Source organism: Thermoanaerobacterium butyriciformans, assembly GCF_017874545.1.
GTDB lineage: Bacteria > Bacillota > Thermoanaerobacteria > Thermoanaerobacterales > Thermoanaerobacteraceae > Thermoanaerobacterium > Thermoanaerobacterium butyriciformans.
In genome coordinates this window covers 17,606-41,923 of the sequence record NZ_JAGGLT010000005.1, presented here as the reverse complement: position 1 = coordinate 41,923, position 24,318 = coordinate 17,606, and the positions used below count along the sequence as shown (strand labels likewise).

General features: G+C 33.1%; 23 protein-coding genes and 1 tRNA gene. 19 read left to right on the top strand and 5 right to left on the bottom strand.

Going from position 1 to position 24,318, the window contains the following annotated elements:
- Positions 1-142 precede the first annotated feature (142 nt).
- A tRNA-Leu gene (locus tag J2Z80_RS03060) sits at positions 143-226 on the bottom strand.
- 80 nt (positions 227-306) lie between these two features.
- Positions 307-762, bottom strand: coding sequence for a YbaK/EbsC family protein (locus tag J2Z80_RS03055; protein WP_209453077.1), 456 nt, complete (start codon positions 760-762; stop codon positions 307-309).
- A gap of 205 nt (positions 763-967) precedes the next feature.
- On the opposite strand from J2Z80_RS03055, the gene J2Z80_RS15130 reads away from it, so the two are divergent.
- The 9 genes from J2Z80_RS15130 to yfcE all read left to right on the top strand — a co-directional run bounded on the left by J2Z80_RS15130 (position 968) and on the right by yfcE (position 8,561).
- On the top strand, positions 968-1,534 hold the full coding sequence (locus J2Z80_RS15130; protein ID WP_280953165.1) for a DUF6385 domain-containing protein: 567 nt from the start codon (positions 968-970) through the stop codon (positions 1,532-1,534).
- Entirely contained in the window at positions 1,531-1,626 is a 96-nt protein-coding gene (locus tag J2Z80_RS15125; protein WP_280953164.1) for a hypothetical protein, read from the top strand. Before J2Z80_RS15130 ends, J2Z80_RS15125 begins: the two co-directional genes overlap by 4 nt.
- Before the next feature lie 44 nt (positions 1,627-1,670).
- A complete protein-coding gene (locus J2Z80_RS03045) occupies positions 1,671-3,449 on the top strand; it encodes a glycosyltransferase family 2 protein (protein WP_209453076.1) in 1,779 nt (592 codons plus the stop codon).
- A 57-nt stretch (positions 3,450-3,506) separates the two neighbouring features.
- A complete protein-coding gene (locus tag J2Z80_RS03040; protein ID WP_209453075.1) occupies positions 3,507-4,382 on the top strand; it encodes a DNRLRE domain-containing protein in 876 nt (291 codons plus the stop codon).
- 421 nt (positions 4,383-4,803) lie between these two features.
- Positions 4,804-5,724: a UTP--glucose-1-phosphate uridylyltransferase GalU gene (galU, locus tag J2Z80_RS03035; RefSeq protein WP_209453074.1), complete on the top strand. Its 921-nt coding sequence runs from the start codon at positions 4,804-4,806 to the stop codon at positions 5,722-5,724.
- A gap of 10 nt (positions 5,725-5,734) precedes the next feature.
- A complete protein-coding gene (locus J2Z80_RS03030; RefSeq protein ID WP_209453073.1) occupies positions 5,735-6,706 on the top strand; it encodes a YveK family protein in 972 nt (323 codons plus the stop codon).
- 251 nt (positions 6,707-6,957) lie between these two features.
- Entirely contained in the window at positions 6,958-7,446 is a 489-nt protein-coding gene (locus J2Z80_RS03025) for a QueT transporter family protein (RefSeq protein ID WP_209453072.1), read from the top strand.
- A gap of 19 nt (positions 7,447-7,465) precedes the next feature.
- On the top strand, positions 7,466-7,960 hold the full coding sequence (gene queF / locus J2Z80_RS03020) for a preQ(1) synthase (protein ID WP_209453071.1): 495 nt from the start codon (positions 7,466-7,468) through the stop codon (positions 7,958-7,960).
- 49 nt (positions 7,961-8,009) lie between these two features.
- Positions 8,010-8,561, top strand: a complete 552-nt coding sequence (gene yfcE, locus J2Z80_RS03015) for a phosphodiesterase (protein ID WP_209453070.1) — start codon at positions 8,010-8,012, stop codon at positions 8,559-8,561.
- 30 nt (positions 8,562-8,591) lie between these two features.
- On the opposite strand, the gene J2Z80_RS03010 is transcribed toward yfcE, so the two are convergent.
- Positions 8,592-9,209 (bottom strand): nitroreductase family protein, encoded by a 618-nt coding sequence (locus J2Z80_RS03010; RefSeq protein WP_209453069.1) that lies wholly within the window; start codon positions 9,207-9,209, stop codon positions 8,592-8,594.
- A 162-nt stretch (positions 9,210-9,371) separates the two neighbouring features.
- Between J2Z80_RS03010 and J2Z80_RS03005 the strand changes: the two genes are divergently transcribed.
- The 5 genes from J2Z80_RS03005 to J2Z80_RS02985 all read left to right on the top strand — a co-directional run bounded on the left by J2Z80_RS03005 (position 9,372) and on the right by J2Z80_RS02985 (position 19,774).
- A complete protein-coding gene (locus J2Z80_RS03005) occupies positions 9,372-10,388 on the top strand; it encodes an alpha-hydroxy-acid oxidizing protein (RefSeq protein WP_209453068.1) in 1,017 nt (338 codons plus the stop codon).
- 160 nt (positions 10,389-10,548) lie between these two features.
- Positions 10,549-12,108: a citramalate synthase gene (gene cimA, locus J2Z80_RS03000; RefSeq protein ID WP_209453067.1), complete on the top strand. Its 1,560-nt coding sequence runs from the start codon at positions 10,549-10,551 to the stop codon at positions 12,106-12,108.
- Positions 12,109-12,209: 101 nt separating this feature from the next.
- On the top strand, positions 12,210-15,371 hold the full coding sequence (locus J2Z80_RS02995) for a PD-(D/E)XK nuclease family protein (protein WP_209453066.1): 3,162 nt from the start codon (positions 12,210-12,212) through the stop codon (positions 15,369-15,371).
- On the top strand, positions 15,328-18,594 hold the full coding sequence (locus J2Z80_RS02990; RefSeq protein WP_245301116.1) for a UvrD-helicase domain-containing protein: 3,267 nt from the start codon (positions 15,328-15,330) through the stop codon (positions 18,592-18,594). Before J2Z80_RS02995 ends, J2Z80_RS02990 begins: the two co-directional genes overlap by 44 nt.
- Positions 18,595-18,661: 67 nt before the next feature.
- Positions 18,662-19,774, top strand: coding sequence for an aminopeptidase (locus J2Z80_RS02985; RefSeq protein ID WP_209453065.1), 1,113 nt, complete (start codon positions 18,662-18,664; stop codon positions 19,772-19,774).
- 42 nt (positions 19,775-19,816) lie between these two features.
- Here the strand turns inward: J2Z80_RS02985 and J2Z80_RS15120 are convergent, their stop codons facing one another.
- Complete coding sequence (locus tag J2Z80_RS15120) at positions 19,817-19,948, bottom strand: hypothetical protein (protein ID WP_280953163.1); 132 nt, start codon at positions 19,946-19,948, stop codon at positions 19,817-19,819.
- Positions 19,949-20,160: 212 nt separating this feature from the next.
- On the opposite strand from J2Z80_RS15120, the gene J2Z80_RS02980 reads away from it, so the two are divergent.
- Both J2Z80_RS02980 and J2Z80_RS02975 read left to right on the top strand, forming a co-directional pair.
- Positions 20,161-20,370, top strand: a complete 210-nt coding sequence (locus J2Z80_RS02980; protein ID WP_209453064.1) for a YgiT-type zinc finger protein — start codon at positions 20,161-20,163, stop codon at positions 20,368-20,370.
- Between the two features lie 22 nt (positions 20,371-20,392).
- Positions 20,393-21,253, top strand: coding sequence for an RluA family pseudouridine synthase (locus J2Z80_RS02975; RefSeq protein WP_209453063.1), 861 nt, complete (start codon positions 20,393-20,395; stop codon positions 21,251-21,253).
- Here J2Z80_RS02975 and J2Z80_RS02970 read toward each other — a convergent pair.
- Positions 21,236-22,129 carry a radical SAM protein gene (locus tag J2Z80_RS02970; protein ID WP_209453062.1) on the bottom strand — a complete coding sequence of 298 codons (894 nt, stop codon included), beginning with the start codon at positions 22,127-22,129 and terminating at the stop codon, positions 21,236-21,238. The genes J2Z80_RS02975 and J2Z80_RS02970 overlap by 18 nt on opposite strands.
- 188 nt (positions 22,130-22,317) lie before the next feature.
- On the opposite strand from J2Z80_RS02970, the gene J2Z80_RS02965 reads away from it, so the two are divergent.
- From J2Z80_RS02965 to J2Z80_RS02955, 3 genes are all read left to right on the top strand, one after another.
- On the top strand, positions 22,318-23,268 hold the full coding sequence (locus tag J2Z80_RS02965; RefSeq protein ID WP_209453061.1) for a WD40/YVTN/BNR-like repeat-containing protein: 951 nt from the start codon (positions 22,318-22,320) through the stop codon (positions 23,266-23,268).
- Between the two features lie 38 nt (positions 23,269-23,306).
- Positions 23,307-23,534, top strand: a complete 228-nt coding sequence (locus tag J2Z80_RS02960; protein ID WP_209453060.1) for a TolB-like translocation protein — start codon at positions 23,307-23,309, stop codon at positions 23,532-23,534.
- Between the two features lie 64 nt (positions 23,535-23,598).
- The gene (locus tag J2Z80_RS02955; RefSeq protein ID WP_209453059.1) at positions 23,599-24,252 is read left to right on the top strand and encodes a hypothetical protein; all 654 of its coding nucleotides are present in this window, start codon (positions 23,599-23,601) and stop codon (positions 24,250-24,252) included.
- The last annotated feature ends 66 nt before the right edge of the window (positions 24,253-24,318 follow it).

Below are 24,318 nucleotides of genomic sequence, written 5' to 3'. Positions count from 1 at the left end.
ATATTACACCTCTTTTTCATTTGTATAAAAATAAAGCGCTGATCAGATAAACCGATCAACGCCTTTGTTGACATGCAAATATTCCACTTAAGTTAAATAGTTAATAAAAAATGGAGAATAATCTCTCCACAACATTTTTAATTGGTGCGGATGAAGGGATTTGAACCCCCACGTCAAAGACACTAGATCCTAAGTCTAGCGCGTCTGCCAGTTCCGCCACATCCGCATATAAAATTGAGCTATTAACCTCAACAATAGTAGTATAATTAATATTTATTGAAATGTCAAGAGTTTGTTTAGGGAGCGTTATTTGGATACATCGATCCATTCTCCTTTGACTATTTTATCCAAGTCATCTACTTTTACAGCTACTGCGGCGTTTACATCACCGGCTGCTGGATATACAATTTTATAATTTTTTAATGATATGTCATAATAAATATCGATATCTGTTTTTAATCCATATGGGCATACACCTCCTACAGGGTGCCCTGTTATTTCAAGGACTTCCTCAGGTGGTACCATTCTTGCTTTGCAATGAAAAGTATCTTTGAATTTTCTGTTGTCTATTTTTTTGTCGCCAGCTAGTATAATCATAATACATTTGTTTTTCAATTTGAAAAGCATAGATTTTGCAATTTCTCCAGGTTCCACACCAATCGCATTTGCAGCTTTTTCGACGGTGCTTGTGTCTTTAAGTATTTTTATTTCGATATTTATATTATTTTTTTCAAAAAAATTTTTTACTGCTTCTACAGACATATCTTACACTCCCCACTTTGCATATGTTTTAACGATTTACATTACTAAATTTAATAGTACTTTAAATAAGTGCTATATGTCAATTATCTAAAGTAAAGTTTTGGGTATTTTTATGGAAATAGCAAAATAATATTGCTTGAAATATATATGTACAAGCAACAAAATTTGTATGTATTAATAATATATAAAAGGGGAGGGGATTTATATGCCTAACAATATAGTATTTAATCCAGTTGCCGAACAGCTTAAGACACTTATACACGGTATGCAGGGTACAACACCAACACCTTTGCTATTAGATCCGACTACAGGAAAGCTTTTGTCGACTGTCGATGGTTCTGTGACAGTAGCAGGCACTGTAACAGCCCAAGGAACGTTGACGGTGACTTCATCAAATTTTGATATAAGGCCTCTTACGGGGGCAACAGATTCTGTAACCATAAGCAGTGGGTCTGTGACAGTTGCAGGTACAGTTACTGTGACGGCATCAGCATTAGATATAAGACCTATCACTGCTTCAACTGATTCAGTTACGCTTGGAAGTAGAACATTTTTAGAAGATTCTACTGCTATTGCAGGAGTGACTGGTACAGGTGTTGTTTTAATAGAAAATACAGGTAATAAATCCATGTATTCATATTATATTACAAATACAGGAACTAACACCATTGCTGTTAAACTGCAGATAAGTCCAACAACGACTGACACTTATTTTATTTTGTTGATGATACAACAAGCATTAATTTGGCAGGAGGATCTATTACAGTTTTGACAGCTGTAAAATTTATGCAATATACAAGGCTATATTATGATACAGGTGGTGCTGCAGCTACAGCAGAATTTTACTACAATGCGCAGGTTTAAAAATGGGGCTTTATGCCCCATGTATTTTCGAAAGGAGGATTTATATGCTGAGTTTGTGTATGATCGTAAAAAATGAGGAAAATAACCTTGGACGATGTTTAGAAAGTGTTAAAGATATAGTCGACGAGATTATCATTGTTGATACAGGAAGCAATGATAGGACAGTAGATATTGCCAAAAGCTTTGGGGCTGATGTTTTTTATTATAAATGGAATAATGATTTTAGTGCGGCTAGAAATTTTTCATTAGACAAAGCTAACGGTGATTGGATTTTATTGATGGATGCTGATGATGAGATAGATCGAGAAGATAGAAAGAAAATAAAGAAGCTTTTAGAAGATGAAAAAATAGATGCATATTTATTTGAAACAATAAGCTATGTAGGTGATAAGCCGGGAACAGATGCCCTTTCAAATCTAAATGTAAGAATTATAAAAAATAGGCCTGAGTACAGATTTGTTGGAGCAATTCACGAACAAATCCTTATGCCTATATTAAAACACGGTGGCAATGTAGCAGAAGTGCCCATAAAAGTTTATCATTATGGCTATCTAAACAAAAATATTAAGGACAAAGATAAGAGAAATAGAAATATGACAATACTAAAGAAAGAGCTTAGAAAAGATCCGGATAATCCTTTTCACAACTTCAATATGGGAACAGAATACATGGCACTAGGTAATTATGAATGTGCTTATAATTATTTTAAAAAGTCTTTAGATACTCTAAAAAATGTCAAGACGGGATACACGACTAAACTTATTGTCAGGATGATAATGTGCTTAAATCAATTAAACAAAATTGACGAAGCTTTTAATTTATGCAATAAGTCAATAGAGGAGTATCCTAACGTAACTGATGTCGTGTTTTTAAAAGGTATGCTGCATCATAGGATTAATAAATTTCAAGAAGCTATACAATGTTTTAGAAAATGTATAGACATGGGGGATCCGCCGCTTATAGATAGGTTTATAACAGGTGTAGGTGGATTCAAAGCTTATTATGCGATGGGTGAAGTTTATATGGATATGAAAGAATATGATAATGCCATTATAAGCTATATAAATTCATTAAAACTGAATCCATTAAATAAAGTCATACTGTACAGACTATCAAATGCTTATTTTAAGAAATATGATGAAAATACCGCTATAAAAAAGATCATGTCACACTTTGACGGTTCACCTGAATCATATGTAATTCTAAGTGATATATTATTTTTAAACGGCAGATATCAGCAATCTCTAAAATGTATTGACATGGCACTAGATTCATTGAAAAATAATATAACATATTATATAAAAGGAAGAACATTGATGTATTTGCACAGATATAATGAATCAGTTGAGTATTTTGATATGATTGACGGTGGAGAATATTCATGTGATAGTGCTATTGACAATATCATTTGCCGATTATTAACTGGTAAAAACATCAAAAAGCCAATGACAATATTGAAAAGGGATTTTATAGAAGCATATAGAGTGTGTTTTAAATTTGCTTTATTGGTTAAAGATGGTATACTATCCCCATTAGATGAAAAAGATACTCGCATATATACAGATATAATCTTTTTAATATTTGAAAAGCTATTTGATATTCAAGAATTTGATTTGTTTGAGAAATCATTGAACATGCTTAATATGGTTAATGAAAAAGATGTATTATTGAAACTTGGCAAACTTTATTTTCGGCATGGTGCATATAAACTTGCGGAAGAGGAATTAACGCGTTCAATGAAACTTTTTGATGTAATCGACGATGAAGGGTTAATGATATTAAAAATTTTGTGCAGCCAAAAGACTGAGAAGATTGATGCATGATCTATAAATTCCAGCGAACTAAAATCAAAATTTTGGCTTTGTCTAAGGGGTGGTGCAATGCCGACTATTATTATACAGCCATCGTCAAAGGATACGGCTTTAGAATCAGGATATCCAACAAGCAACAGAGGGAGGGATCCAAAACTTTGGATTGGAAGGTATTATATTGGTTCTTCTGGTAAATCAGTGTACAGAGCTCTGATACAATTTGATCTTGGTATATTACCGCCAGATTCACTTATTGTTGAAGCAATTTTGAAGCTTTATATTAATTATACGACAAATGATAGCATACCAGCGTATGTAACACCATTTTTAATTATTGATGAATGGGATGAAAATACCGCCACATGGAATAATGCGCCAAATATTGATGAAACAGTATTTGGATCGACTAAAGCTATAACCAGCGAGGGATGGTATGGATGGAATATTACGAATATAGCGAAAGGATGGATTAATGGACTTTATGCAAACAATGGAGTAATGCTTAGAACGCCGGAAATACAGAATTTAGAGACAAAAAGCTTTTATTCTAAAGATGAAAGCATTAATGTTTCTTTAAGACCAATACTACAACTGACTTATATAACGGGAACGCCGTTCACATTAAATGACAGAAGATTTGTAAAAACAAAATCGTTTTATGTATCACAAGATGAAGAAAACTATACAGATATAAATGATTGTTCATCGTACAGTAAATTTACGTATTTTGTATATAATACAAGTGAAAATCCCGTTATAATTAAGCTCTTGATAAGTCCTGGTGATGATGTTTGGATTGAAGACAGTGAAGAAATTGTTTTAGATCCTGGAAAAACTGCGACATTAGTACCATATTTTTTTTCTCAATATACTAAATTGTCTTTTAAAAATAAAGAAATAGGGAAAGCGGCGAATATAACGGTTTGGTTTGAAGCACAAGTTTGATAAAAAAAACAGCAAAAATTAAAAAAATGCATTATAATAATTAATACGTATGGGACACAGGCTCTAAGAGAAGCCATATCAGGGTCAAACTATACTTTAATAATAAATGACTTACTTATTTTAGCAGGTTTTGGAATTTTATTTATGCTTTTATCAATTCTTTTGTCGGGAAAAGTAGGCGACAAAAACAAGATCGATGAAAAATTAAGCATGTAACATCTAAAAATCAAATTATAGATTTCACATAAAATTCACACAAATATTTAATAATTTTGAAACAATTACTAATTATAATTTTAAAAGGGAGCATTGCGAGATTACTTTAATAGTGGCTCGTCATGCTTCTTATTTTTGTTAAGGAAGATCCTTAGGTAGTATTGCAAAAAGCCATATTTTACTTTAAAATAATGGAGGAATACATATGAAAATAAGAAAAGCGATAATTCCAGCGGCAGGACTTGGAACTAGGTTTTTGCCTGCAACAAAAGCACAGCCAAAAGAAATGCTACCAATAGTTGATAAGCCCACTATACAATATATAGTAGAAGAAGCTGTAAACTCTGGCATAGAAGATATACTCATAATAACAGGAAGAAACAAAAGAGCCATAGAGGACCATTTCGACAAATCTGTAGAATTAGAATTGGAGCTTAAGAAAAAAGGCAAAGAAAATCTTTTAAATCTTGTTGAAGATATAACAAATATGGTGGATATACATTATATAAGGCAAAAAGAGCCGAAAGGACTTGGTCATGCCATTTATTGTGCACATACATTTGTAGGAGATGAGCCATTTGCAGTTCTTTTAGGGGACGATATAGTTGATGCAGAAGTACCTGTATTGAAGCAGATGATAGAACAGTACGAAAGATACAACTGCTCTATAATAGGCGTACAAGAAGTACCAAAGAGTGAAGTAGACAAATACGGCATAGTAGATGCCAACATGATTGATGATAGGCTGTATAGAGTAAACAACCTAGTAGAGAAGCCAAAAAAAGAAGAAGCACCGTCAAACATGGCCATACTTGGAAGGTATATAATATCACCAAAGATATTTGATATACTAAAAGACTTAAGGCCTGGAGCAGGTGGAGAAATACAGCTTACTGATGCACTTAAAGTCTTATTAAACTATGAAGCAATATATGCATATAATTTTGAAGGCAAGAGGTATGATGTGGGCGATAGAATGGGGTTTTTAAAAGCAACTATTGAATATGCGTTAAAAAGAGAAGATCTAAAAAATGAATTGCTTAAATATCTAAATGAAATAGTAAAAGCTGCCGATAAAAATGATGTAGAAGTCGCAGCATGCAGTGAAAATAACAAACGAAAATAGGAGGAACATGATGGAAGAAGAAATATCATTAAGAGAGTTATTGGAAATCATATGGAAAGGTCGAAAGCTGATTGCGTCAATTACCATTATATCTGTATTAATAGCAGGTATATTGAGTTTTTTTGTAATTAAACCAACGTATGAAGCATCAACGACATTAAGCGTTTCAGATGTTACGCCACAGACAGGATTTTTTGGTTCTAATACAACTGTAATTTTACCTAATCAAAATACCAGTGATGGGTCTATGATACAAAGCGACACAGCCGATAAAGATTTGTCGTACTTATTGTCATCTATATTGAAGTATCAAGACATGTCTGTAAATACATATAAAGAAGAAGTTACAAATCCTCAAGTGTTATTGGATACAATAAAGCAACTAAAATTAGATCCGAAAAAATATACACTTGATAACTTCAAAAATGAAATTGATGTACAGGCCATAGACAATACAAATTTAATAACAATAACGGTAAAAGAGAATGATCCTAAACTAGCTGCTAAGATTGCTGACACCATAGCATCAAATTTTAAATCTTATATAATTTCAAGAAATAATAGGCAGACAGATAAGCTTTTAAGCACAATAGAAAGTCTCATAAATTTGCAGAACACAAAGATAGAGTCAGCAACAAATGAATTAAATGAGACGGACCCATCAGATAAGACAAAGTACGAACAAAACCAAACAAAACTAAATTTATTGAAGAATACAAGAGATATAATGATGGAAAAATACAATATGCTTCAACTTGTAAAAGCATCAAATTTAGGAGAACAAGGCATACTAATAACATCAAAAGCTATCGTTCCAGATAAGCCTGTATCACCAAAAAAACTATTAAATATGGCTATTGCTTTTATACTGGGCCTAATGTTAAGTGTATTTATCGTCTTTTTTATGGAGTACTGGAAAAATACAAGTCCTGATGCAAAAAGTGTTAAAGAACTAAAAAATGATAATGTGATTATCAGTTAATATGAAGAATTTATGCTGTGACGCCGATTTTGCAAGACATCTTGTATAAATAAAATAATGATGTTAAAATATATAATAATTGAATAAGACAGTTCGAAACCATCCTGTCTATAAACAAAACTATGGAATTCGCAAAGTAGTATTTGCATATAGGAGCACAGGTTGTGCTCTTTTTTTGTAAATTTCTGCTTTTATAGTTTATTTTGTTTATGGAAGGATGTGAGAACGCAAAAAATTTAAGGAGGTAAACAATGAAAAGCGGATTTTTGAAAAAACAGTATACAGTAACACAAAAGTTAACCATTTCCGGTGTAGTAATGGCGATGTACCTAGTTGTAATGTACTTAACACAGAATTTTGCATTTGGACAGTATCAGATAAGAATAGCAACGTCAATTTATGCACTGACAGCTATTTTTTCATTTTTAATACTGCCAATGGGTTTAAGCAACATGCTAAGCAATATTTTGATGGGAAATTTAGGCCTTCCTGATATGATTGGAGGTTTTTTCGTAGGCATTTTGACATCATATGCGGTTTATATGATCAAGAAAAATAATTTAAATGACTGGTTTATTTCAATTCCTATAATATTATTTCCTGGTTTAATCGTACCGATTTGGCTTTCGTTTTTGCTCAAAATTCCGTATTATTTGCTGGCTATAAGTGTTACAGTAGGGCAGATTATTCCCGGAATAGTTGGTGTCATCTTAGTAAAACAGCTAAGAAATAAAATATGATAATGGAGTGTGGATTATTATGTCTAGAGATAAAAAAGAACTAGATGAATTATCACAGCTTGGCAAAAAAGACACTAAATATATTTTCGATTACGATCCATCTCTGCTTGAAACATTTCCAAATAAACATCAGGAAAATGACTATTTTGTAAAGTTTAATTGTCCTGAATTTACAAGTCTTTGCCCGAAAACTGGACAGCCGGACTTTGCAACAATATATATTTCATACGTGCCTGATAAATTAATGGTTGAAAGCAAATCTTTAAAGCTATATCTTTTTAGCTTTAGAAATCACGGGGATTTTCATGAAGACTGCGTAAACATAATCATGAAGGATTTAATAAAACTGTTGGATCCAAAATACATCGAGGTTTGGGGCAAGTTCACTCCAAGAGGTGGAATATCTATAGATCCTTACTGTAACTATGGAAGGCCTGGTACGAAGTGGGAAGATGTGGCACAAAAAAGGCTTTTTTACCATGATATGTACCCTGAAAAAGTGGATAACAGGTGATTTTGTGATATAATATAGATATCAGTTGGCGTTAAAGGAGATGCAATACATGAAAATCGGGATAATAAGCGATACACACGGCGATTATACATCGTGGGGAAAAGCCATTAGCTATCTTCAAGATGCTGATTTAATAATGCATGCAGGTGATGTATTATATCATGGACCTAGAAATGATATTCCGTCAGGATACAATCCTAAAAAACTTATTGGAGCTTTAAATGATTGTAGCATACCTATTTTAATATCCAGAGGCAACTGTGATGCATCTGTTGATCAAATGGTATTGAACATCCCTATTCAATCGCCTTATGTCTTTGCAGTGATTGAAAACAAAAGGTTTTTAATACAGCATGGAGATCAGATTACTGAAAGCGTAATACAAGATTTAATTTCCAGATACAAATTAGATTATTTTATAACAGGACATACTCATGTACCTGTATTGAAGGAATTAGATAATTGCATAATTATAAATCCAGGTTCTACATCTTTGAGCAAAAGATACGATAAATTAAACACGATAGGTATAATTGAAGATGATGATGTTTATATCATAGATTTAGAAACAGGTGACAAATTATTTGAGATTAAAAAATAAAACCACCATTTTAGGTGGTTTTATTTTTTACTATACGACTTTTACGATTTTGTCGTATTCATTTCGCTTCAATCTTGGGTATAATGTCTTGCTTTTATCAAAGTATCCGAGAGAAATCAGCAGCACAACAACTTTATTTTCTGGTATTCCAAAAGCTTCTTTTAATTTATCTTCTTCAAAGCCGATCATTGCGTGTGAGTCAACGCCGTAATATTTTGCAGCATACATTATTGACATGCACAGAAATGATGTATTTCTTACTGCAAAATTATTTGCTTTTAAATCTGTATTGTACAGCACATTTTTTGCAAAATTGATGCTTCCTTGTATTTTGTCATCAGGCATTCCAGCGTCTTTCATGTACCACCATGCAGGATTATCTTCTTTATATCCGTTTTTATCTCCTACCATAATTAGAGTTACAGGTGCTTCGAGGATTTTAGGCTGCTTTAAAGCGACATCATAAAGCTTCTCCTTTGCCTCTTTTGACTTTACAGCGATTATTTCCCATGGTTGAAGGTTAAATGCCGACGGTGTTAGCACTGCTAAGTCGATTATTTTTTTCAACGTTTCTTCATCAAGCTCTTTATTTTTGTCAAAAAAGTTGACAGAACGTCTTTCTTCAAATATTTCTTTCAAATCTTTCATATATTTTCCTCCTAATTTTGTGTTCACATAGTTTACATCTAAATTATAACATAAATACATTTTAAAACAAAGAAATTCGATAGACATACTAGGTGAATATAGATTAATATCAAAAAAGTTGTATAATAAAGTTAGAAAACATCTAATACGGAGGTCTTTTAAATGGATTGGAATGAGATAAGAGAAAAGGCAAGGCAAAACATGAAGGGTTACTGCAGAGGATGCAAAAGGTGCGATGGTGTCGCATGTGCTGGCGAAGTTCCCGGTATGGGTGGTACAGGCACAGGAAGCAGCTTTATCGAGAATATTGAAGCTCTCGACAGATGGAAAGTAAAATTAAAAACACTTCATGACGTTTTAAAACCTGACATAAGCACGTCTTTTTTAGGATATAAAGTTAAAATGCCTATTTTCGCAGCTCCGATGACGGGACTTAAGGGAAATGCCGGTGGATACTTGTCAGAGAGAGATTACGATATGATGGTGGCTGAGGCTTGCAAGAATGTAGGAACGATATTTATGTCAGGAGATGCAAATGACCCAGATATGTACCCTGCAGGTATTGATGCGATTAAATCTACACGTGTCTTAGGAATACCATTTTCTAAGCCAAGGACAGTTGATGAAATAATTGAAAAGGCAAAGATTGCAAAAGAGGCAGGTGCTATAGCATTTGGCATTGATGTGGATGGTGCAGGGCTTATTATGATGGTAAGAAGTGGGCAATTTGTAGGGCCAAAATCAAGAAAGGATATAGAAGAAATAGTTAAGAATATCGAACTTCCTTTGATATTAAAAGGAATCATGACGCCTGAAGAAGCAGAGATTGCAGTAGAAGCAGGTGCTAAAGCGATAGTTGTATCAAACCACGGAGGACGTATACTGGATTTTACGGAGGGTACTGCTGATGTACTTCCTGATATAGCAAAAGCTGTTGGTGATGAAATAGAAATACTGGTAGATGGAGGAGTAAGGACCGGAATAGATGTCTTAAAGATGCTGTCATTAGGCGCAAAAGCCGTCTTAATAGGGAGACCAATCATGATTGCTGCACACGGTGGCGGAAGAGAAGCAATTGAGTTTTACCTTAACAAAGTTTACGATGAATTGTACCAAGCGATGATTCTTACAGGATGCAAAGATTTGAAAAATGTACCCGAGGTTTACAAAGCTAGTTGAATATATTGAAAGTTGGCGGCATAATAGCCGCTTTTTTGTGTAAAAAGTTTCAATTCTTATAAAATAAATTTTCCGATTGTTATTCACTTTGATGATTCAATTTGATAAAATATCTTTATATATATAAATATGTTGAATATGTTCAAAGGGGGACATTGAAGTGAAAAATGTTGTTATTTATGATTCAACATTAAGAGATGGTGCGCAATCACAAGGGATTTCATTTACAGTGGCAGACAAGATAAAGATAGTGGAGCTTTTAGACGAGTTTGGAATAGACTATATCGAAGCTGGAAATCCCGGTTCAAATCCAAAGGACATGGAGTTTTTTGAAATTATAAAGAGTAAAAAGTTAAAAAATGCAAAAGTAATCGCATTTGGCAGTACTAGAAGGGCTAACATACCTGTTGAAAGCGACAACAATGTAAATTCGCTTTTACATGCCGGAACAGATCATGTTGCAGTATTCGGCAAGTCGTGGGATTTTCATGTAAGTGAAATATTAAGGACGACGCTTGATGAAAATCTCAATATGATATTTGATACAATAAAATATTTAAAAAATCATGGAAAAGAAGTTGTGTTCGATGCCGAACATTTTTTTGATGGCTTTTTAGAGAATTCAGAATACGCATTGAAAACCCTTGAAGTCGCATACGATGCAGGTGCAGATAGCATTTGCTTGTGTGATACAAAAGGCGGTATGTTTCCGCTGGACATTTTTAATATAACGAAAAAGGTGGTTGAGAAATTTAATTGTGAAATTGGTATACACACACATAATGACAATGGCATGGCTGTTGCAAATGCTATAATGGCAGTTGAAGCAGGTGCAACACAAATTCAAGGTACAATAAACGGATATGGTGAAAGATGCGGAAATGCAAATCTCTGTACAATAATACCAAACTTGCAATTTAAAAAAGGAATAAAATGCGTTGAAGACGACAAAATGAGAGAGCTTACAGTGCTTTCAAGAAGAGTGAGTGAAATAGCCAATGCGGCGCCGGATGAAAGAGCACCGTACGTAGGGAGAAATGCATTTGCCCATAAGGCTGGTATGCATTCAGATGCTGTTTGCAAAAACACGAGATCGTATGAAATCATTGATCCGGAGCTTGTTGGCAATGAAAGAGTGCTTTTATTGTCAGAAGTTGCCGGCAGAAGCGCTATAATAGGGATAATAAATGAAGTTGATCCTACTATAAACCGCGAATCTGAAAAAACAAAACAAATACTAGAGAAGCTTAAAGAAATGGAATTTAAAGGATATAAATACGAAGGTGCTGAGGGGTCTTTGAAGCTTCTGATACAGAAAGTGCTTGGTATGTACAAACCCTCATTTAAGCTTATAGAATTTAAAGTCATAGTCAATGAACCATCTGTTGATGATGTAAATTCCTCTGCCCTCATAAAGATAGAAGTAGACGGGCAAGAAGAAATAACCGCTGCAGAAGGCGACGGACCTGTAAACGCACTTGATAAGGCAGTCAGAAAGGCTTTAGAGAGGTTTTACCCGGAAGTCAAGGAGATGAAACTTACAGACTACAAAGTAAGAGTGTTAGACTCTAATTCTGCTACAGCAGCGAAAGTAAGGGTAATAATAGAATCGTCTGATGGAAACGAAGTTTGGAGCACAATTGGTGTGTCGACAGATATAATAGATGCCAGTTGGATAGCGCTTGTGGATTCAATAGAGTACAAACTAAATAAAATATAACGTAAGACTCTACCTAAGTTTTTTAGGTGGAGTTTTTAACTTGAGAAGTTGATAAACGTTGTATTAAAATAGATATGTAATCTGATTTGTTGGGGGCTGATATGTTGAAGGAGATATTTTATGCACCGTTTTACAGTAAGACTCGGGATATACTTATTATGAAGTCAATAGATGTAATCAAAAGTGGAAAAAGAGTTGTGTATGTGCTACCTTCCCGTGAGGCTATGTTTGATGTAAGAGATAAATTTATTACATACAATGGTGGCATAACTGATACGGATATATTTGGATTTGAAGACTTGGAAAAGCTGATATGCGGCGACTTTATAAAAGATTATACTTTAATCTCATCTTATGAAATGCGGGAGATTTTAAGAAACATTTTTCATAAGACTTGTGGCAATGCATATTATGAGAAAGTCAAAGGTAAGGCTGGATTTGTAAAGTCTGTTTTAAGCTTCATAAAAGTGATTAAAAGGAAAATGATAGATCCTAATGAGTTTAAAAGTATTGCAGATTCTATTGATAAACCTACGCTTAAGGATAAGTTAAAGAATTTAGCTTATTTTTATGAATCCTATGAAAAATATAAGATTAAGAGGAAATTGATAGATGTAGATGATATATCAATTAAAGCTGTTGAATTGTTTCAAAACACCAATTACTTTAATAATGTTGGGCTTATTGTTGTTGATGGATTTATAAATATAGACTATGTAAATATGAAATTGATAGGTGAAATGGTTAAGAGCAATAGATATGATATTTACATAAACATTCCGTTTAAAAATGAATTCAACGAAAGCTTTATCAGGAATGGCATTATAAAAGATCTCTGTGAATTAGGGTTTAATGTAAATAATGATATTTATGAGATGATAGAGGTTAATCATGATGTAAAAAAAGTCGCAACATACATTTATTCCGGTGAAACAGTTTTAAATGGAGAAGACTTATCAATAAAGATAATGAACAGTCCCTCAATTGAGCATGAAGTAAGAGAAACCGCAAGGCTCATAAAGAGAAAGATAGTCTTTGATAAAATAAATCCCGATAGAATTGCCGTATTTATAAAAAATATAGATGATTACAGGACGCAAATTATAGATATATTTGATGAAATGAATATACCTGTTAAAATAAATAGAGGAATAAAATTGTCTACTATGCCCATAACAAATGATATTTATAATTTAATTTCATATAAATTAAACCACGATTATGAAAGTTTTGTTAATATAATGACGTCAAAGTTTTTAGTTCCTTATGAAATAAGCAAGAGAAGCCGTGAAATTATTAATCTATTAAGTGGAATTGATAGAGATAAAGATAATTTTGAAGATGAATTTGTGACTGCTATGAAAGATAATGAAAGTTTAAATGCCACATTTGAATTCTTGAAGAGGTATGTAGATGTATTTATAAATTTTAGAGAAGTGCCATATAAGGACACAAAAGAATTTGTTGAAAGCATGTTGAAAGTCATTGATTTATTAGAAATTGATTTTAACATAAAAGCATTATTTGAAATGGGAATAATTAGAAGCAGCGATTTTATAAGTAATGTAAAGGCATTGGAAACAATTAAGCAGATTTTAAATAAGGAATTGGAAATAAAAAAGCAATATGGAGAACCGTCAATGGATGACATAGAGAATTTTCAAAATGATATATTGGATATGTTGTCAAATTTTGATGTAAGCATCAGAAATTTAGATTTTGAGGGAGTCAGGATAATAAGCCCTGATTTAGCCAGAGGCCAGGTGTACGATGTCGTATTTATCCTAGGTGTAAATGAAGGTGTACTTCCAAGCACGAAATCAATTAATCCCATATTCAACTTTTCAGATGAAGAGCATTTAGAAAAGCATGGAATCTACATGTTAAGCCGCAAATGGGAGTTCGAGCGAGAAAAGGTACGTTTCAATGCATGTATAGCTTCCGCATTGAAAGAAGTGTATGTTTCATATCGCACTACTGATGAAGATGGATGCAATATGATAAAGTCGCCTTTTATAGATGATTTACAAAATCTTTTTGATGAAAAATCAAAGGAGAGGTTAATTGCTCCTATCGTATACATGAAGGACAGATTTGCTTTTGAATGCGATGCAGCAAGTAAAGATGAAGCATTATTGTATATGATTGATTCTAAATGGAATAAAAGGCAAGACGATGCTAACACAATATATTCCAATATCTTGGAGAATGACTTATATTTAACGAAATCTTATTCTTACATAAATTTTTCTGCATCAATCGAAAAGAAAAGAAGGGTAAATTGCGAAACAAATAACTATATGGGCATCATATCGAAAGATGCTAATTTAAAAGAACTTAACGATATTCATTTAAGTGCTTCTAGTTTAAACAGCTATGTTGTGTGCCCATTTAAGTTTTTTATTGAAACATTGTTGAATTTGCACGTGTCAGATGAATTCATCGAGTCAAAGAAAAGCATTGGTTCACTTTACCATGAGGTATTGATGAAATACTACAAGGATAATTTGGATCTTTATGATGTCAATGAAGATAGGCTTGGAGAAATAATTGATGAATCTTTTGAGAAAATAACTGGCATCGAAAATGATATTATCTTTGATAAGATAAAGCAGGAGTTCTATAACGTTGTTTTTCAGCTAGTCAAAGATGATATATCAAACAGACTATATTATTACAATAAGACGGGTGCGGAGCTTATACCATCAATATTTGAAAAGAAATTTGAAATGAAGGATCACTACGGTGGAAATATTTTTCATGGCAAGATAGATAGAATTGATTTAGAGCGAAATATAGATGGAAAATTTACAGGTAAGTATGTGATTTATGACTATAAATCAGGTGGCATAGATGGAATAAGGCAGTGCATCGAAGGATTGGATTTTCAATTGCCTACATACTATATGGCAGTTGAAAATATTCTCAAAGAGGAATTTAACATAGAATATCCAAAATGTTTGGGGCTTCTGTACTACAGCATAGAAAAGGTTAAAAGAAATGGAATAGTATTAGCTTTGTACAAGAAAGATCTTTTTAAAGGAAATTCTGGACCGAGAGATGTGGTTGGGGAAAATAATTTCAATGTAATCATAGACTGGATTGAGAAAAAGGGAATAGAAAATATAGATAAAATTAAGACTGGTATTTTTAACTTGCCAGATGAATGTCCCTTTGAAAATTCATCGTTTAATTGTGCATATAAGTCAATATGCAGGCATGACAAGTATGCAATGGAAAGAGGCGAGAATAGCGTTGTATAAATTATTGACAGACGATTTAAGCGAAGAACAATTAAAAGCACTCGATATAAGTAAAAATATAGCATTAAAAGCTGGTGCAGGCTCGGGTAAGACGAGAGTTTTAACGAAAAGATATATAAAACTTCTCAATGATATTCCCGAAATTAAAATTGATAATATTGTAGCGATAACTTTTACTCGCAAAGCAGCGTCAGAAATGAAAGACAGGATTAGAAAAGAAATTGAAGTCATGTGTAAAGTTGATTCGGAAAAAGAGAAGTGGATGGAGTTTAGAAACTCACTATCATTTGCAAATATAGATACGATTCATGGGTTCTGTGAAAAGATCATAAGGGATAATTTTGCAGATGCAGGAGTTGACCCGCTGTTTACGATTATAGATGAAGCGGAGTCTAATACGGCAGTACACAATATAGCAAGATGGATAGTCGATGAGGAGTTAAATGATCCTGTAAACAAGGACTTGTTAAAAATTATGCTTAAAAAATATCCTTCAAAAATTGTTGTGAATGGAAAATTTGAGGCTGAACTTATTAGTTTGATGAACCGCATAAAAGAAACAGGACTGAGAATTGACGATGTAAAATTATACGAAGGAGAAGAATATGATAAATCAGCAAAAGCTATGGAACTTTTAGCAGTAAGTCTTATAAGAAAGATTGACGAGGAGTATGATAGATTTAAGAAGGAGAGAAATTTGCTTGATTTTAATGACTTGGAAGTTGCTGCTTTGAAGCTGCTTTCTGATGATAGCATAAGAGATAGCTATTTTGAAAGGTATAAATATATACTTGTTGATGAGTTTCAGGATATAAATCAAATTCAAAAGAGGATTATTTTGAAGCTTGCAGAAAAAAATGGAGTAATTCCAGATGGAAGGCTGTTTATTGTTGGAGACTATAAGCAGTCAATATACGGGTTTAGAGGGACAGACTACAGGATATTTGAAGAGTTTTGTGAGAAGATAAAAAAAGAAGGTGATGTGTTAAACTTAAGCAATTGCTATAGAAGTACAAAAAATATTATATGCACGGTAAATGCAGTATTTAAGAATCTGCTTAAGCCATACGAAGAATTGAAATATCTAAATGACACGGAGGAAGGGCCAAAAGTTGAACTTATAACGTACAATAAGCAAAGTATAGCAGATCCAAGAAATGAAAGATTTCAAAGCATTAAGAAGCTTTTGAAGGATGATGGTAAAAGTGAAGAGTTACACGAATCTCTAATGAAAGATATTAAAAAATCAGAATCAAAGAGAGACTTTCAGGGAAGTATAATTGCGTCAAGAATTTTGAAGCTTTTGGATGAAGGCTATAAGTACGAAGATATAGCAATTCTCTTAAGGAGTAGAACTGGACTTGAAAGTGTAGAAAATGCATTGATAAAGTATGGCATACCATACTGTGTGATAGGTGGAATTGGATTTTGGGACAAAAGCGAGATTATCGATATAATTTCCCTTTACAAGCTTGTATTTGATATGTCAGATAAAATTGCACTGCTGGTAGTTTTAAGGTCGCCTATTTTCGGTTTTAGCGATGATGATGTATACAATCTTATGAGTATATATAATGATGATGGCTTAAGCAACATATTAGAGGCATTAGAAAAGCTTGCTTGTTCTAATAGAAGCAATAATTGGATCATAGTAAGGGCTTACAACATATTAAAGGAGATATCTAATTTAAATGGAATTTATGGAGCATACGAGATATTTGAAAAGATTTTAGACTTAGTTGACTATAAAAAACTTTTAATATCATTGCCAAATGGGTATCAAAAATATAGGAACATAGAAAAGCTGGAGAAAATAATAAAAGATTTTACGGATAAAGATATATTCAATGCAAGAGATTTGGTAGAATATTTAAGCCCATTTAAAGAGTTTTCAGGATTGGATTCTGAAGCATTTTTGGACACAGAAGAAAGTGATGCAGTCAAAATCTTAACAATACATGCATCAAAAGGGCTTGAATTTGAAGCTGTAATTATTCCAGATATGGATAAAGCCACGGATGGTGTTTCTATAAGGCGCAATAATCTATTTATGCTAAGTGAAGAGGGGTACATATATGGCATAGGTGTTAACGAAGAAGGTGAACTTGACAAAGAGTCAAATAGTAGGTATAAATCTGCATATGATGAATATTTAGAAAGAGAAAATCAAGAGAACAGAAGGCTTTTCTATGTTGCGTCTACTAGAGCAAAAAGGTTTCTTGCTTTTATTGGTCAAGAAAAAAATAAAACAAGCGAGTTACAAAATGAAACAGTGTTGAATTCATTTATGAAACAGCTGTTGTATGCGATGGACATTGATGATATTGACATTGCAGTGCTTAATGGAAATGATTTGTTAATGTATGACAGTAATATTAAAATATGTAATGCAAACGACAAGTCAGAAATAGGCAAAATTGAAAATGATAATCTAATTGCTGGAATACCTTTAAAACCACATGGAAACATAAGTATAACGGCGTACATTGATTATTTAAACTGTCCTAAGTTGTACTATTATAAATATATAGCAGCATTAAATGATGAATATATGGAAAAACAATTGAAAGGTGATGATTCTTATGAATATGATGATTCAGATATAGATGCCTTAAAGAAGGGGACGATTGTTCATAGAATATTAGAAAATATTGGGGATAACATGTCTAATCATGAGAATCATATTGAATATTTTGATGCTAATAATGGCATCAAGAAGTACATTGACAATTACTTTAAAATCTTAAAAGAACATAGAAAAGTGTTAAAGGGGAAATTATTGAAAAGTTTAAATGAGTATCGATTTAGAGTTCCGTTAGATGAAAATTTGAATCTAAATGGCGTAGTCGATAGAATTGATATATATGAGAATGATGGTGAAATCGAAGCATATATATTTGATTATAAAACGAATAAGATAAAAAATGATGATGAAATAGAAGAAATAGTAAACCATTATAAGCCGCAGATACATGCTTATTCATATGCATTAAACAAGTTAAAATCAATAAGCGGTTACACTCCAAGCTTAAAAGGAGCTTTTTTGTACCTTTTGGATGTGGGCAAATACATCGAAGTAGATATTTCTGGCGTTTATGTATCTGATACTATGAAAAAAATTATTAATGATGCACCATATTTACTGGGAATGAAGGACTTTACGGATTACAGCGGAACGAAAAATATGTACTGTAGTTTATGTAAATACAATAAAATTTGCTAATAGTATTGGATTTTTGTTTGTAGTATGTAATAATATGGTTAAGTACTAATTTTATGGGGGTGGGTAAATGGCAGACCCAAGATTAAAAAAACTTGCAAATCTACTGGTTAATTATTCGACAAAAGTTAAGAATGGAGACTTTGTTTTAGTTCAGGCTGGTGATATAGCAATACCGTGGATAAATGAAGTTGTAAGGGAGGCAGTGAAGGCAGGGGCACACGTTGAGACACTAGTTGACATTCCTGATGTCTCAGAGATTATTTTAAAAAATGCCACAGATGAACAGCTTCTCATGGAAAAGTATATACAAAGGGTAGCTCTTGAAAAAGCAGATGTATGGCTTACTGCTTGGGCCAACAAAAACACAAAAGCAAATTCAAATGTAGATCCATTGAAGTTGCAGCTAGCAACAAAAGGTGCCTCATCATGGAGAAAGGTTTACTCAGAAAGGATGGGCAATGGTTCTTTAAGGTGGTGTGGAACACAGTATCCTACTCAAGCAGATGCCCAGGAAGCTGAAATGAGCTTAAGCGAATACGAAGACTTTGTCTATGGTGCAGGTTTACTTGATAGCGATGACCCAATTTATATGTGGCAGAAAATACGCGAAGAACAAGATATATGGGTTAATTATCTAGATAAAAAGTCAGAATTGCACATTGTATCAGAGGGAACTGACATCTATGTTAATACCTCAGGCAGAAAGTGGATAAACTGCAGCGGCACAGAGAACTTTCCTGATGGGGAGATTTTTACATCGCCTGTGGAAAATAAAATAAATGGGCACATTACTTTCAGCTTCCCAGGAATATACATGGGTAAAAGCATAGAAGGGATTTACCTGGAAGTGGAGAATGGACTTGTCGTAAAAGCCACGGCAGAAAAAGGCGAAGATTTATTGCACGCTTTGATGGATACAGATGATGGCGCTAAGCGTTTTGGAGAAGTAGCCATAGGCACCAATTATGGCATACAAAAATTTACGAGAAATATGCTTTTTGATGAGAAAATAGGAGGCACAGTACATATGGCGCTGGGAGACTCCATGCCTGAAGCGGGTGGCAAAAATCGTTCTGCTATTCATTGGGATATGCTTTGTGACATGAGGCAAGGTGGAGAAATATACGCCGATGGTGAGCTTTTCTATAAAGATGGTCAATTTATTAAAAATGTTTTGTAAGCTAAAAAAAGGCGTTGGCAAACATACCAACGCTTTTTGATTTTATACTGTAGGTTCTTGCTTATCAAGGACAAATACACCTGGAACTAAAAGTAGTATTATGATAATTATTAATATTACCCAAACCCAAAAATCGTCATCTCTTGGCTTTTTCTTGCAGTCAGTTCCAGCCATTATAATACCCCCTTTTTAAATTAATGGGAACAGCTACAGTAACATACTATGATAAAAAAGTATTTTTGTTACGGGCGATATTTTGAAAGAAAGAAAATATTCCATATTTCTGTAATCAGTGGTATAATAACTTTGTTGTATATTAAATTTTTTTGTCGAATTTACGATATAAAGAATAGTTACTTCATCATCTAATGCGAAGGAGGTCAATAATGCTAAAACGATGCTTCTGTGGGGGAGATGTAGAGATAGAACTTGCAGATTATGAGTTAACAAAGGGGAAAAAGGTTATAGTTTACAAAGATGTTCCAACATATGTTTGCCAGAAATGTGGTGCCAAATATTATGACACAGAAGTATTGGATAAGATATTTAAAGATGAAAAAAATAAGGGAACATATAAATTAAGCAGAGTATGGTAAAAATTGTTATTGGTGTGGGCAGATGAAGATTATCGCAAGTAAAGAAGACGAAAATTTGTCTCTTAAAGAGATATTAATAAATAGAGGCTTTTCGTCGACTCTCATAAGAAAATATAAACATAGTGGTAGAATTTTAGTAAACAATGAAATATCAATAGTAAACAGAATAATTAAAAAGGGAGATATTGTTGAGCTTTTGTTGGATGATGAAAACACATCAGTAAGGCCTGAAAAAATGGATTTACATATATGCTATGAGGATGAAGACATTTTAGTTGTTAATAAAGATGCTGGCATTGTTGTTCACCCTACAGCCGGGCATCCTGATGGCACACTGGCAAATGGTGTTGCCTGGTATTATGAGAAAAATAGCATAAAGGCGCCAATAAGGCCTGTCAATAGGCTTGACAGAGATACATCTGGCTTAATCATTTTTGCCAAAAATCCTTTTATGCAAAATTATCTGCAAATAGTATCTCCTATGAAAAAATTGTACATTGCAATAGTCGAAGGAGATATGGATGGCAGAGGAACGATAGATTTGCCTATAAAAAGAAAACCAGGCAGCACCATTGAGCGAATGGTAGACGATGAAGGAGATACAGCAGTGACACATTTTCGCTTGCTAAAAAGAGGAGAAAAGTTAAGCCTTGTAAAGTTAGAATTAAAGACAGGCAGGACTCATCAGATAAGAGTTCACTTAAGCCATATAGGGCATCCCATAATTGGTGATACGCTATATGGCTCGGATACTTCTTATATAAAAAGGCAGGCACTTCACGCTTATAGACTCACATTTAAGCAGCCTTTTATTGGAAAGTGCATCTCTCTCTATTCGCCAATTCCAGATGACATGAAGGCTGTTTTAAAGAATGCCTTCTAAGTCAAAATCAGGGATGAAGCTTTCTGATGCACTTTCATCATCTTGGACAAATCCATTTTCCAAACCTATTTCAAAGAAATATTCTATCGCTTCTTCATATTCTCTGTTGCTTATTCTTCTATTTAACTCTTGGTATTTATTTGCATTGTAAAATGGTGTATATTGTCCCATAAGGCTTACATACACTTCGTTAGACAGATTATCCTTTATCCACTTCAGTATCCTTTTTGTCTCATCTAATTTCCCTGGCAATATTAAATGGCGTATAATTATTCCCTTTTTCATTATGCCGTCACTGTCAAAGACGGGATTACCTACTTGACGATACATTTCTAAAATCGCCTTTGTAGCGTACTCAAAATAATGTGGTGCATTAGAGTATTTTACAGCCACTTCATCACTGTAATATTTTAGGTCAGGCAAGTATATATCTATGAGCCCTTCTAAAGATCTTAGAGATTCTACACTCTCGTAAGCATTTGAGTTGTAAACGATAGGTATGCTAAGCCCATTATTTCTCGCTATGATTATAGCTTCTTTTATTTTTGGAACAAATATTGTAGGTGTCACGAGATTGATGTTGTGTGCACCTGTTTTTTCTAAATTTATAAAAATATCTACCAGTTTTTCTGGTGAAATACTTACTCCAAAATTTTCTTGGCTGATTTTGTAGTTTTGGCAAAATACACATCTTAAATTGCATCCTGTGAAAAATACTGTTCCAGACCCTCTGCTGCCGCTTATGCAAGGCTCTTCCCATTCATGAAGATATGCTTTTGCCACATGTATTTCACTTGACATGCCGCAAAAGCCTACTTTTGTACTGCGATCAATATTGCAATTTCTTGGACATATATTGCATACTTGTGATTCCATTTAAAACACCTCATAAGTATTTTAACATATTTAGTGTATAAACAAAGCATGAAAAATTATTATGTATTTGAGCAATGTAGATACCAATAAAAATTTAATTTTTTCTTAATCATTTTTAATGTTTATGTAATATTTTACAGTTCAATTAGATGTATAATAATGTTAAAGATTTTGGGGAGGATGTGAATATGAAAAGATTTTTAGTCGGTTTATTGGTTTTAGCTTTATTTTTAACTGGATGTGGAATTGGTGGAAAACAGAACACTACAATTAGCCCAAATACAATGTCTAAGAGCTCTTCAAAAGCAAATGAATCTGATATTATGTGGAAATGGTCTTTTAAAGACAATCATAAAACATTAGATAATCTACAGATTTTCAAGTCAACAGATAGAGGTAATTCATGGACTGAAATAAATTTACCTATAAACATTCTTCCAAAAGATGCATATAGTGACGTCTATGTAGAAAATGTTGTCCCATATTTTTTAGACTCTAATGATGGTTGGATTTCATGGATAAATAATAGCGATATGACGTTGTATGTGATTAAGACAACAGACGGAGGCAAAACGTGGAACAAACTAAGTTATAAACTGCTACAGCAATTGTCACAAAGCATCTCGAAAATTCAATTTGTAACGCAAAGTACAGGATGGCTTTTGGCTGTATCTGATGCAGCAGCGGGACAGCAAATTAAGTATTTACTCAAAACAAATGATGGAGGCAAGACATGGCAAAAAGTAAATGTTACTTCATCAGATTCTTATTCGGGCTTGCCAATTGTAGGAACATCAACTGATATGATATTTTATGGTACAGATAATGGATGGATAGGTGTATCAAATCCGGTATCAGCGGATGTGATCCTGTATAGAACAGTTGATGGTGGCAATACGTGGAGTAAAGTTTCAGTTCCTATACCACAAGGCTATGAAAAGTATTGTATCTTGTCGGCTACAGTACCTGTATTTAAAGATGATAAAAATGGGACATTAGATGTCGATTTTTATATGTCAAATAATGGCAATTCTGAAAATCACACTGTGACTTATGTGACAAATGATGGTGGGAACACGTGGTCAACAAATGTATACGCGTATGATGAAAATAAACATATATTTGTAAAATTAAATTAGCTTTTACATCCGGCACAATAGGTAAAGGTGGAGTATATTTGTACGATGCTGAAAATAATGTTTATAAAAATTTTCATGTTCCTTATATTAATGTTGCGAAAATTTTTTGGAACAACGATGGTGATCGCATTGCTTTTATAGGCGAAAAGAATAGTGATTTTGAACTATGTACTATTGATTTAAAAAATGGCAAATATTCAGTTGTCAATAAATTAAATCCCGAAGATATAAAATCATTTAGCGAGAAATATATTATATGGAAGTAAAGGCAGGTTGCCCTGCCTTTTGCCACATAATATTGTTAAAAGTTTCAAGTGGGAGGAAGATTACATGAAAAGATTTTTTATTGCTTTGTTGGTTTTGACAATATTTTTAAGTGGGTGTGGAAGTAATGTTAAAAACAATAATATAAATCCAAATAAACATACCAAAATAATTAGCGATACTACTGCAACTACTGCAACAGAAACAAATTTGAATAAAATGCCATCAATCAAACAAGAAATAATTAAAGAGGAAGGAATAGAGTATAAAGTATCTTATAAACTTTTAGATTGTTCAAAATTATCACCAGGTTTTTTAACATACATTCCGGAGACTATGAAAACTCAATTGAGTAATTCAAGTGATGGCAGTATTACTATTCGAATTTATGAAACATCAAAAGACGGACAAGTTTTACACGATTATAATTATGTTCAAATTTTTTACTATCCTAAAAATACAGAAAAAAATGCTGCAATAGAATTAATAAAAAATCTTTCAAACAAATATAATCTCAACGAAAATCAAAACATACGTAAATGGGCAATACTTCAATATAATGGAATCTACGGAACTATTGCTTTAGGATACTACAATAAAAGATATTTTTATGTACTTACACATTCTACTACTGAATCCGCAGATATTTTTAATCCTCTATCAGAGCGTATATTTGCAGAATGGCGTTGGACAGATACAGGTAAGGGATTAATCGATTAGCAGCTTATGTAATATTTAACATATCAATTGGATGTATAATTTTGTTAAAGATTTTAGGGAGGAAGA